Raw genomic sequence first — 11311 nt, forward strand, 5'->3', positions numbered from 1 at the left:
CGTCCTGCGACGAGTAGCCTTAAACCAGAGGTGGTCAATGCGGTAATTGGCGTTGGCGCCGGGTCAGATATGGCGACCACTCGGTTTGCGACAGTGTGATTGATGTCGTTGATGCTGACCGCAAGAGTCCGCGCGATGGTCGCCCTTCTGCACGCATAGATACCGCAAATTTACTCTTACAAGCTGACTCAAGCCCTGGCTGTAGTTGATCTACGTTGGATGCCGAAAGAGAAGCGCGTTTACATGTTCCACTACTCCGCGAGTCAGTGAGACCGAGTGCTGAGAGCGGAGAGTGGTAAATTCGTTTAGTCTGCGGATAAACGTTGTGGCGACGAGCATACCGCGGTAGCCTTCCGCTCACGATCAACGGGGGTCCGCCATGGCACGTGCTTTCAATCCGGCCAAGTTGTTGTCCTTGCTCGCGGTGATGGTCTTCTTTGCCGCGGTCGGGAGAGCGCGACGGGCGCAGGGGCCCGACGGAGGCGAGCTGCCGTCGGAACTTCAGGTACTCGACCGGGAAGTGCTTAAAGTAAGATCGATCGAGATCTTTCCCAATGCGTACGTTACGGCGCTAAGTATTGTCCTTGGAATCGCACTAGGCACTGCAGCAATGTCGTTTAGCACAATCGCTCGAGATCAATCTAGCTTTGATTTGATCGCGCCTGGATTACGAGTTTTCACGGTTTTTATCGCATCCCTAGTGATCTTCTACAATTACGTCTGGTTCTTAGCAATATTCCGGTGGGCACTCGGCGTCATGGATTCACTAATTCCGCTCATCCTTGGTAGCTCCGTCATTGCGCTGGCCGCTGCAATCGATTTTCCCGACGTGTGGTTTGTGTTTTTATCTGCAATGTACGTGGTCGGAGCGTTGAGCTTCTGGTATACGATTCGTCGTTCGACGAAGGCGATGTTCAAGTCTGTTGACGACTTCACTGTGGCGGATCGTCTCCTGCGCCATCTTCGAGGAATTGCAGCCGTTGGCGCCGTCGTCATCGGTGCGCTCGGCGCGTTCTACTCTGATCAGACTTGCACTCTCTATGTGGCTGTTGGGTTCACCGGACTTTTAGCGATGGTCATGATTATTCTGTCGGAACGCGCGTTGTCAAGCATATATATCCGAAACCGGCTAATCCCAAGAGGGCGTCGAACGCTGTAGACATCACTCCGACATTCGGCGGGTGGTCCGTGCTCCGGCGTGGTCAGACTTCTTTCTACACGCACGTGAGTCCTTGACCTGGCCTCGGTCGTGGAACGAGAGTTTTAGGCGAAAAATGATGCTGAAGCGTGCGTGCTTTCAGTACAATCGAAGCCATGCATGAATGGCAACCAACATCCACCAACGCCGAACTTAAGGCCCGCGAGGTCTTTTCAGCAGCAATGTGGCTCCACGCCACATTCAAGAACCACGTTTGGCTTTGGCGTGGCCAAGCACGAGGGGACCTCGGAGTCGAGCCCGGCATGCATACGCGGGTAATCAACTCAAATGCGGTTCCACACGACGAGACGGTATCCGCCAACGCAACTTCCGGTTTGCTGAAGGCGGCCAGAAGGATGCGGCTTGATCGCCAAGACGGCAATCGCCTGCCTGACCTGGCTCTTCTAGCCAATTTGCAGCATCACGGGGCCGCAACTCCGCTTCTCGACGTAAGCACGGATCCTCTGATTGCTCTTTGGATGGTTGCGTTTGCTAGTGCGAGTGATCCTGATGCGCTGGATCACATACCGGGCTCGCTCTTTGGAATCAAAAGACCACCGAAGGAACGTTGGATCGATCCCCTCGACGCTCGGCCGTACACCGCACGGTCGTCATCCAATATTTCCGACGCGCTTGCTCACCAGGTGTGGTGGTATCGCGCTCCAGACGTTACAGAGCGTCTAAGAATTCAACGCGGCTCGTTTCTTATAGGTCCATTGGTTCGACCCACTGATCGATTTAATACAACCCTTCCTTTTGACTTAGCCGCCGACCGCGCGAATGCAATCTCGAATCGACTAGAAAAAAGAGGTGAGGCAAGTAACGGGAATATTGGGAGGGTCGAGATCTTTAGGATCATTATACCTGGGGCGTCGAAGGTGTTTCTGCGCAGGTTGCTTGAGGACCGTTCGGGATTATCGATCGAAACAATATACCCTACTCCTTGGCATCGCCCTTTCATCGCGCAGTTCGCTTCTACATATGGACGCGGGCGACCCCTGGGTCTCGATAGCATTGTAGCCGCAGGGAAAACCGACCCGCGCGCCCGCGCGGTGGAGAACGAGAGCGCCGGAGAGGTGCCGATCCTTTAGGTCGAAGAACTTTAACTTTCTTGGGCGCGCGGTCGGTTCGGAGGTGGGGTCCGAACGCTCGTCGGATCCCCGCCACTCGTTCGTCTCGAAAAGCCGCCCCATGGCAGGACATCTCGCTGTGCGTCAGAGAGTGAGATTCTCCGACTGTCCAGCGAGGTGCGTCGCGATCGTCCTTGAGCCTTTGTTCTAGGAGACGCGCCGTTCGCGGCATGCCCTCGCGACCCTCTACTTCCGCCGGTTCAGCACCTTCGTCCCCACCCCCGCGATCGCAGCACCCACGATCGGCGCGACCAGGAACACCCACACCTGCCTCAGCGCATCCGGCCCCGCGAACACCGCGGCAGCGATGGACCGTGCCGGGTTCACCGACGTGTTGCTCACGGGGATGCTGATCAGGTGGACGAGTGTCAGCGTGAAGCCGATGGCGAGCGGCGCGACGGCCTTGTATTCGCTCTTGGCGGTGACGGAGAGGATGACGGCGACGAAGACGGCGGTCAGGACGATCTCGGTCAGCAGGACCGCGCCGAGGCCGAAGCCGCCGGGGGAGGCGGCGCCGTAGCCGTTGGAGGCGAAGCCGGCGTCGCGGGCGGCGGTGAGGTAGCCGGCGGGGCCGTCGGCAGCGACGAGGAAGACCACTGCGGCTCCGACGAGTGCGCCGAGGATCTGGCTGACGATGTAGCCGGGGATGTGCTTCCACTCGGTCCTGCCGGCGATGGCGAGGCCGATGCTGACGGCGGGGTTGAAGTGGCCGCCGGAGATGTGGCCGACGGCGTAGATGCCGGCCATCACGGTGAGGCCGAAGGCGAGCGCGACGCCGAGGAAGCCGACTCCGAGCGCGTTGCCGGAGTCGGGGAAGGCGGAGGCGAAGACCGCGGTGCCGACGCCGCCGGCGACCAAGAGGAAGGTGCCGAACGCCTCCGACGCGTAGCGCGCTCCGGCCGAGTACTGCTCGGCGTGCTCGGTGCGCTGCTCGCTCGTGGTGCGGCTGGCGGAGTGGGGGCGGGCCATGATCGTTCTCTCTCTCGGATCGGGGAAGTGCCTGCGGGGTCACCGGGCACCGGGACACTCCAGCACCCGGCAGGCGGGCCGGAGCCGGGACGCGGAGGGCTCTCAGATTCCGCCGGACGACGGTTCCGTGAGCGGCCTGGAGCCACTCGCTCGGCGGCTATCCCGGGCGCCCATGCACAGGCGTCCGACACCGTAGCGACCGGCCGACGCGTGCACGTCCCAGCACCGGGGACAGGCGGGAAACAGGCTCCAGGTGGCACGTGCACCGCCTCACCCACCTCCCTCTTCTCCTCCGCCCGCCTCCCTGCTACGGCGCTCTGAACCGGTTTACAAAACCGGTTCAGATGCGGCGACGAGCGAAGGAGCTCCCATGGCGAGCAGACCGACGATCCTTGATGTCGCACGTGAGGCCGGCGTGAGCAAGGCGCTCGTCTCGTTCGCGCTCAACGACCGGCCCGGGGTCTCGCCCGACTCCCGCGAGCGGATCCTCCGCGTCGCCGCCGAGCTCGGCTACCGGCCCAGCCTCACCGCCCGCTCCCTCTCCACCAGCGTCTCCTTCGCGGTGGGCCTCGTCGTGGCGCGCGACCCGGCGGTCATCGCGGCCGACCCGTTCTTCCCCTCCTTCATCTCGGGGGTCGAGCGGGTGCTCGCCGAGCGCGGCCGGGTGCTGGTGCTCAGCGTCGTCGACCCGGGCGCCTCCGAGGAGGCCGTCTACCGCACGCTCGCGGCCGACCGCCGCGTCGACGGCGTGTTCCTCACCGATCTCCGGCAGGACGGCTCCCGGCCGGCGCTGCTCGCCGAGCTGCAGATCCCGGCCGTCACCCTCGGGCGGCTGGAGGGCTCCTCCTCACCCGCCGTCGTGATGGACGACTCCGCGGGCATCGCCGACGCCGTCCGGCACCTGGCGGGGCTCGGCCACCGCCGCATCGCCCACGTCGCCGGGCCCGACCACCTGCTCCACTCCTCCCGCCGCCGCGACGCCTTCACAGAAGCCTGCACGGTGGTGGGACTCGAACCCACCACCCCTGTCGCCACCGACTTCAGCCCGCAGCAGGGCGCGGCGGCCACCGAGCGCCTCCTCGACAGTCCGACCCCGCCCACCGCGATCGTCTTCGGCAACGACCCGATGGCCATCGCCGGCCTCGGAGTGGCTCACGCCCGCGGGCTCCGGCTCCCCGACGACCTCTCGATCACGGGCTTCGACGACTCCGAGATCGCCGCCCACGTCTACCCGTCGCTGACCTCGGCCCGCACGCGCCCCGCGCGCTGGGGCGAGGAGGCCGCCCGCACGCTGCTCGACCTCATCGAGTCCGGCAGCGCCCCCGACGTCGACCTCGAGCCCGCCGGGCTCGTGGTGCGCCACTCGACCGCTCCTCCGCGGCCGTCGAGCCACTGAAGACGCGTGCCCACCGTCGCGCACGCCGGACAAGGAGAACACCATGGCCCCCTCGACGACGAGACGCTGGCTGACCGGGATCGCCACCGCCTCCCTCGCGACCCTCGCCCTCACCGCCTGCAGCGGCGGCGGCGGAGCGTCGACCGACCTCACCGCCACCGGACCGATCACCATCTGGTACTCGAACAACGAGCAGGAGGTGCAGTGGGGCAAGGCGATGGTCGACGCCTGGAACGCGGACCACCCGGACGAGGAGATCACCGGGCAGGAGATCCCCGCGGGCAAGAGCAGCGAGGAGGTCATCGGAGCCGCGATCACGGCCGGCAACGCGCCGTGCCTCGTCTTCAACACGGCTCCCAGCGCGGTCGGCCAGTTCGAGCGCCAGGGCGGACTCGTCGATCTCTCGAAATTCGACGGCGGCGCCGACTACATCGAGACCCGCAGCGGCGACCTCGCGGAGCAGTACCAGAACGCCGACGGCGAGTACTTCCAGATGCCGTGGAAGAGCAACCCGGTCGTCATCTTCTACAACAAGGACCTCTTCGCGAAGGCGGGACTCGACCCCGAGAACCCGTCGCTGTCGACCTACGACGACTTCCTCGCCACGTCGAAGACGCTGGTCGAGTCGGGCGCCGCGCCCGCCGCGATCCAGCCCGCGCCCACCAGCGAGTTCTTCCAGACCCAGTTCGACTTCATGCCGCTCTACGCCGCGGCCACCGGAGGGACGAGCCTCGTCGAGGACGGCAAGGCCACCTTCGCCCCGGCCACACCACCTACCGGCTCGATGAGGAGCCGACCCTGGTGATGCCGTGGACCTACGCCGACGCCCGCGACGGCGGCGCCTTCGAGCGCGTGGGCGGCGGCCGCCTCGATCCGGCGACCGGCGACTACGAGCAGGGCGCGTTCAACACCGACGACATCTCGCGCGCCGCGGTCGTCTACCTCCGCCACTGGCAGCAGACCGGATCGACTGAGAGCCGCGAGAAGGCCTTCGAGACGCTCCGCGCCCTCGCCTACTTCCAGACCACCGAGGGCGAGGACGCCGGGAACGTGGTCCTCTAGATGCAGACCGACGGGGAGCTGAACGCGAGCGCCGAGCCGGTCGAGCTGCCGGACCCGAGCGACTCCGAGGACAGCTACTGGCTCGCCCGCACCCTCTGGGCGCTCGGCGAGGGCTACGCGGCGTTCCGCGACACGGATCCGGAGTTCGCCGCCTTCCTGCAGGAGCGGCTGCGGCTCGGCGTCGCGGCGGTCGACCGCGAGGTGCTCACGCACTACGGCGAGTACGCGCAGGCCGACGGCGTGCAGGTGCCGGCCTGGCTGATCGTCGACGGCGCCGACGCCACCTCGGAGGCGCTGCTCGGCCTCTCCGCCTACCTCGAGGCCGCTCCCGACGACTCCGCGGTGCGCACGAGCACGGCCGAGCTCGCCGAGGGCGTCGCCGCCTACGCCCGCACGACGACGACGGAGGCGGACACCACCGCCTGGCCGTACGGCGCGATCCTCCCGTGGACGAAGTCGCGCACGCTCTGGCACTCCTGGTCGTCGCAGATGGCCGGCGGACTCGCCGCGTCGTCCGCGGCACTCGACGACTCCTCCCTCCTCGAGCCCGCGATCGTCGACGGCGCCCGCTTCGCTCCGGAGCTGCTCACCGCCGGCGGCCCCGACAACGGCTGGAACCCCACTCCGACCGACCGCGTGCAGATCGCCTACGGAGCCGACTCCCGCCTGCAGAACTCGCTCGCCCTGGCCGACGCCACCGGCTCCAGCGCCTTCACCGACCTCGCGGCCGTGCAGGGCGCCTGGTTCTTCGGCCTGAACCGCAGCCTCGGCCCGGTCTACGACCCGGCCACCGGAGTCGTCTTCGACGGCGTCCAGGCCGACGGCTCCGTCAACCGCAACAGCGGCGCCGAGAGCACCATCCACGGCCTGCTGGCGATGCTGGCGCTCGACGAGCACCCGGACGTCGCCGACCGTGCCCGCTCCGTCGCCACCGAGCGCTCGCGCGACGGACTGACGCTGGTCGAGGCGGAGAGTGCGCGCGGTGGCACCGTCGTCACGCCCGAGTCGTCCTGGACGGGGGAGGCCGGCTGGAGCGGCTCGTACCTCTCGCTGACCGACCCGCGCCGCGCGATCTCGATCCCGATCGGCCCGTCCACGCAGGACCGCGTGGTCGAGGCCGTCATCGACCAGCCGCAGCGCGGCACGGAGCGCACGCCGCTGAGCGTCTGGACGTCGGGCACGCGCCCGCTCGACCTGCTCCGCTCGACCGTCGGGTCGCAGGGGGTCACCGAGGCGTCGGGCGCGCTGCTCCCGGAGAAGCTCCGCCGCACCGTGCCGGCCGGCTCGTCGAGCGTCGAGGTCCGCCCGCTGAGCGGCGAGACGCGCCTCGACGCCCTGCTGGTGCGACCTCTGGTCACGCGCCTCGTGGTCGGAGGAGAGGGCGGCCGCACCGAGCTGATCCGCAACTCCACCGACGGCGTGCGCACCACGGCGATCGGCGTCTCGGGCGGCTCCGGCACGCTGCGCGTCTACTCGCAGGACGGTGCGCTCGTGAGCGAGACGTCGCCGTCCGGAGCCGTCTCCGTGCAGCTGCCCGCGCAGGGCTTCGCGGTGCTGGTGGGCTGAGGTCGGCCCTGCTGGTCGAGTAGCCGCTGCTCGATCGGCAGGGGGCAGTGAGTCCACGGAAGTCGCGGTACTCGCGTTCGAGTACCGCGACTTCTGCGTTCTCGTGGGGCGAGGGCGGCGGGGAGGCGCGCGGCTGGGCGCGGACCATCAAATCGATGAGAGCGCTCTCTCGAAAACGCTTGACCTCTCCGCGGGGGCGTGCGTAAGCTCGCCGCACACCTCGTGAGAGCGCTCTCACACACGCGGAACAGCACGCGTGAGAGCGCTCGCAGGGGTGCCCCACCACCATCACGAAGGAGTGACCGTGCCCTATTCACGACGCACCAGGATCGCCGCGGCGATCGCCGGCGCCTCGGCCCTCGCCCTGATCGTCACCGGATGCTCGTCGGGATCCGACGCCTCCGAGGGCGGCGAGATCGAGCTGACCGTCACCACGTTCAACGCCATGGGCTTCGACGAGCTCTACGGCGAGTACGAGGACGCCAACCCGGGGATCACCATCGTCCCGAACAACATCGACACCGGCGGCAACGCGCGGACCGACGCGTTCACCAAGCTCGCCGCCGGCTCCGGGCTCGCCGACGTCGTCGCCATCGAGGAGGGCTGGCTCGGCTCCGTCATGGAGGTCTCGGACCAGTTCGTCGACCTGCGCGACCACGGCATCGAGGACCGCAAGGCCGACTGGGTCGATTGGAAGTACGAGCAGGCGACCGACCCCGAGGGACGCGTCATCGGCTACGGCACCGACATCGGACCCGAGGGCCTCTGCTACAACACGGCCGCCTTCGAGGCCGCCGGCATGCCCACCGACCGCGCCGCCGTCGCCGAGATGCTCGGCGGACCGGACGCGACCTGGGACGACTACTTCGCCGCCGGCCAGAAGTACCACGACGCCACCGGCAAGGCGTGGTTCGACCACTCCGGATTCGTGTGGAACGCCATGGTCAACCAGCTGCCCGAGGGGTACTACACCTCCGACGGCGAGCTGAACGTCGAGGGCAACCCGGAGCTCGAGGAGCGCTGGGGCCAGCTGACCGACGCCACCGCCTCCGGCCTCTCGGCCGCGCAGAAGGCGTGGGACTGGAACAAGGGCAAGTCGTTCACCGACCAGACCTTCGCCACCTTCGTCTGCCCGGGTTGGATGTTCGGCACGCTGAAGAGCAACGTCGAGGCCGGCGGCGGGAACGCCGAGGCCACCGGCTGGGACTTCGCCGACGTCTTCCCCGGCGGCCCCGCCAACTGGGGCGGCTCGTTCCTCTCCGTCCCGACCCAGTCGAAGCACCCCGCCGAGGCCGCCGCGCTGGCGTCGTGGCTCAGTGAGCCGGAGCAGCAGCTGAAGGCGTTCGAGGCGGCCGGACCGTTCCCGAGCACCCTCGACGCGCAGAAGGAGCTCGCCTCGGCGGCCGCTCCCGACCCCGGCATGAACGACTCCCCGACCGGCGCGATCCTCGCGCAGCGCGCCGAGGGCGTCGTCGCCCAGTACAAGGGCCCGGACGACTCGCTGATCCAGGAGAACGTCTTCGGACCGGTCCTGCAGAAGGTCGACCGCGGCGAGATCGACGGCAAGGAGGGCTGGAACGAGGCGCTCCAGCTCCTCGGCGAGCTCGTCGACTGATCCGGTCGGGCCGACGCCCGGGGGCTGACGACTCCGGGACGACGCCCACCCGATCCGGGAGGTCCGGCCGCCACCGGGCCTCCCGGTCCCCGTGCGGCCGGGCCGCCCGCATCCCGGGCCACCTCGCCGCACGGGAGAAACGCTGCCGCCCGCCGGCCGAGGCCTCTCCGGCCCCGCCGCCCGCGACTCCTCCCGGCCGGCCCCGCCGCACGAGAGACTCCGGCCCCGCCGCATCCCCTCCGACTCCGACTCGACCTCGAAGAGAGCGCCATGACGAGCACACTCACCCCGCCGGCCACGGCGACGCCCCCCGCGGGGAAGCGGCGCCCGGCGCCCCCACTCCCGCTGACCTTCCGCCAGCGCGCGAGCCGCTTCGACGTGAAGGCCTCGCCCTACCTCTACATCTCGCCGTTCTTCCTGCTCTTCGCGCTCACCGGCGCGTTCCCGCTGGTCTACACGCTCGTCGTGTCGCTCTACGACTGGCAGCTGCTGCAGGGCCAGGGCGACTTCGTCGGGTTCGCGAACTTCGCGGCCGTGCTCGGCGACCGCTTCTTCTGGAACTCGATCGTCAACACGCTGAGCATCTTCCTGCTCTCCACGATCCCGCAGCTCGCCGTCGCGCTGCTGCTCGCGGCCGCCCTCGACCAGGCGCTGCGGGCCAGCACCTTCTGGCGGATGAGCGTCCTGCTGCCGTACATCGTCTCGCCGGTCGCGGTCGCGCTGATCTTCTCGAGCGTCTTCAGCGACCAGGAGGGCCTGATCAACAATCTGATCGGCCTGGTGGGCATCAGCCCGATCGAGTGGACGAACGACCGCCTCGCCAGCCACGTCGCGATCGCGACGATGGTCAACTGGCGCTGGACCGGCTACAACGCCCTCATCCTCCTCGCCGCTATGCAGGCCGTGCCGCGCGAGCTGCACGAGTCGGCCGCGATCGACGGGGCGAACGCGTTCCGCCGCTTCCGCTCGATCACGATCCCCAGCATCCGGCCGACCCTGATCTTCGTGATCATCACCGCCACCATCGGCGGCCTGCAGATCTTCGCGGAGCCGCGCCTGTTCGACGTGTCGAACGCGGGCGGCATCGGCGGCTCGGACCGGCAGTTCCAGACCACCGTCCTCTACCTCTGGGAGATGGCGTTCTTCCGCCAGAACTTCGGCGAGGCGGCCGCGATCGCGTGGCTGCTGTTCCTCCTGATCGTGCTGATCGGCCTGCTGAACTTCGCGATCTCGCGGCGGATCGCCTCCGTCGAGAACCGGATCTCGCAGCGCTCGAAGCGCCGTTCCGCCCGCCCCGCGACCGCCGACGAGATCGCCGCCGCGGACCCCCTGCTCACCACCACCGGCCTCGGCCAGAACGAGAGCGAGCGATGACCGCCCCCGCCACCTCCGCCGCCTTCCCGGTGCGCCGCGTCCGCGCCTCCCGCGCCGGCCGCGTCGACCGGCCCGGCTTCCTCACGTACGGGCTGCTGAGCGCCTTCATCCTCGGCTCGACCTACCCGCTGTGGTGGTCGTTCGTCGTGGCGAGCGGCTCGAACGCGACCCGCAGCGAGACCCTGCCGCTCGTCCCGGGCGGCAACTTCCTCGCCAACGCCTCGCAGGTGCTGACGGCGATCCCGTTCTGGACGGCTCTGCTGAACAGCATCATCGTCTCGGGGATCATCACGCTGTCGGTCGTGTCGTTCTCGACGCTCGCCGGCTACGCCTTCGCGAAGCTGCGGTTCCGCGGGCGCGACGGCCTGATGATCGGAGTCGTCGCGACCATGGCGATCCCGACGCAGCTGGGCATCATCCCGCTGTTCATCCTGATGCGGCAGCTCGGCTGGACCGGCTCGCTCGGCGCCGTGATCGTGCCGACGCTGGTCACCGCGTTCGGCGTCTTCTTCATGCGCCAGTACCTGGTCGACGTGATACCGGACGAGCTGATCGAGGCGGCGCGCGTGGACGGAGCGAACCAGTTCCGGACGTTCCTCACCGTCGCGGTCCCTGCCGCGCGACCGGCGATGGCGATCCTCGGGCTCTTCACGTTCATGATGGCGTGGACCGACTTCCTCTGGCCGCTGATCGTCCTCAGCCCCACGAATCCGACGCTGCAGACGGCGCTCGCGCAGCTGCAGTCGGGCTACTACGTCGACTACTCGATCGTGCTGGCCGGCGCCGTGCTCTCGGTGATCCCGCTGCTGGTGCTGTTCCTGCTCGCCGGACGCCAGCTCATCGCGGGCATCATGAGCGGAGCGGTGAAGGGCTGACGCCCGAAGACTCCCGCGGGACCGGGTCGGGGGACATCGGACCGCGGGTCCTTCGGCTCCATGTCGCCTCCTCCGCGCCAGCCTAGGCGGCGGGAGGTCGGGCCAGGAGGTCTCGGGCGGAGCGTG

General features: G+C 68.0%; 10 protein-coding genes. 9 read left to right on the forward strand and 1 reads right to left on the reverse strand.

All coding sequences use genetic code 11. The features are described from left to right. Positions 1 to 379 precede the first annotated feature (379 nt). Both C5C56_RS17500 and C5C56_RS18475 read left to right on the forward strand, forming a co-directional pair. Positions 380 to 1159, forward strand: a complete 780-nt coding sequence (locus tag C5C56_RS17500; RefSeq protein WP_146086470.1) for a hypothetical protein — start codon at positions 380 to 382, stop codon at positions 1157 to 1159. A gap of 221 nt (positions 1160 to 1380) precedes the next feature. Beyond that, positions 1381 to 2289, forward strand: a complete 909-nt coding sequence (locus C5C56_RS18475; protein ID WP_374954273.1) for an FRG domain-containing protein — start codon at positions 1381 to 1383, stop codon at positions 2287 to 2289. A gap of 225 nt (positions 2290 to 2514) precedes the next feature. On the opposite strand, the gene aqpZ is transcribed toward C5C56_RS18475, so the two are convergent. Next, complete coding sequence (gene aqpZ, locus C5C56_RS09140; RefSeq protein ID WP_104319444.1) at positions 2515 to 3297, reverse strand: aquaporin Z; 783 nt, start codon at positions 3295 to 3297, stop codon at positions 2515 to 2517. 370 nt (positions 3298 to 3667) lie between these two features. On the opposite strand from aqpZ, the gene C5C56_RS09145 reads away from it, so the two are divergent. From C5C56_RS09145 to C5C56_RS09175, 7 genes are all read left to right on the forward strand, one after another. After that, positions 3668 to 4693, forward strand: coding sequence for a LacI family DNA-binding transcriptional regulator (locus C5C56_RS09145; protein WP_104319445.1), 1026 nt, complete (start codon positions 3668 to 3670; stop codon positions 4691 to 4693). Between the two features lie 43 nt (positions 4694 to 4736). Beyond that, the gene (locus C5C56_RS09150; RefSeq protein WP_104319446.1) at positions 4737 to 5498 is read left to right on the forward strand and encodes an ABC transporter substrate-binding protein; all 762 of its coding nucleotides are present in this window, start codon (positions 4737 to 4739) and stop codon (positions 5496 to 5498) included. Beyond that, positions 5495 to 5755 (forward strand): hypothetical protein, encoded by a 261-nt coding sequence (locus tag C5C56_RS09155; RefSeq protein WP_104319447.1) that lies wholly within the window; start codon positions 5495 to 5497, stop codon positions 5753 to 5755. The genes C5C56_RS09150 and C5C56_RS09155 overlap by 4 nt, the downstream gene beginning before the upstream one ends. After that, positions 5756 to 7321, forward strand: a complete 1566-nt coding sequence (locus tag C5C56_RS09160) for a hypothetical protein (RefSeq protein ID WP_104319448.1) — start codon at positions 5756 to 5758, stop codon at positions 7319 to 7321. Positions 7322 to 7625: 304 nt separating this feature from the next. Then, positions 7626 to 8936, forward strand: coding sequence for an ABC transporter substrate-binding protein (locus tag C5C56_RS09165; protein WP_104224001.1), 1311 nt, complete (start codon positions 7626 to 7628; stop codon positions 8934 to 8936). Positions 8937 to 9206: 270 nt separating this feature from the next. Beyond that, positions 9207 to 10310, forward strand: coding sequence for a carbohydrate ABC transporter permease (locus C5C56_RS09170; RefSeq protein ID WP_104319449.1), 1104 nt, complete (start codon positions 9207 to 9209; stop codon positions 10308 to 10310). After that, positions 10307 to 11185 carry a carbohydrate ABC transporter permease gene (locus tag C5C56_RS09175; RefSeq protein ID WP_104274034.1) on the forward strand — a complete coding sequence of 293 codons (879 nt, stop codon included), beginning with the start codon at positions 10307 to 10309 and terminating at the stop codon, positions 11183 to 11185. The genes C5C56_RS09170 and C5C56_RS09175 overlap by 4 nt, the downstream gene beginning before the upstream one ends. Positions 11186 to 11311 lie beyond the last annotated feature (126 nt).

Source organism: Rathayibacter sp. AY1D1 (assembly GCF_002932635.1).
Lineage (GTDB): Bacteria > Actinomycetota > Actinomycetes > Actinomycetales > Microbacteriaceae > Rathayibacter.

What these genes read in the sequence shown, in the direction of transcription:
- aqpZ (WP_104319444.1), bottom strand. Translation starts at nt 3,297, where the DNA reads ATGGCCCGCCCCCACTCCGCCAGCCGCACCACGAGCGAGCAGCGCACC.
- C5C56_RS09170 (WP_104319449.1), top strand. Translation starts at nt 9,207, where the DNA reads ATGACGAGCACACTCACCCCGCCGGCCACGGCGACGCCCCCCGCGGGG.
- C5C56_RS09150 (WP_104319446.1), top strand. Translation starts at nt 4,737, where the DNA reads ATGGCCCCCTCGACGACGAGACGCTGGCTGACCGGGATCGCCACCGCC.
- C5C56_RS09145 (WP_104319445.1), top strand. Translation starts at nt 3,668, where the DNA reads ATGGCGAGCAGACCGACGATCCTTGATGTCGCACGTGAGGCCGGCGTG.
- C5C56_RS17500 (WP_146086470.1), top strand. Translation starts at nt 380, where the DNA reads ATGGCACGTGCTTTCAATCCGGCCAAGTTGTTGTCCTTGCTCGCGGTG.
- C5C56_RS09160 (WP_104319448.1), top strand. Translation starts at nt 5,756, where the DNA reads ATGCAGACCGACGGGGAGCTGAACGCGAGCGCCGAGCCGGTCGAGCTG.
- C5C56_RS09175 (WP_104274034.1), top strand. Translation starts at nt 10,307, where the DNA reads ATGACCGCCCCCGCCACCTCCGCCGCCTTCCCGGTGCGCCGCGTCCGC.
- C5C56_RS18475 (WP_374954273.1), top strand. Translation starts at nt 1,381, where the DNA reads ATGTGGCTCCACGCCACATTCAAGAACCACGTTTGGCTTTGGCGTGGC.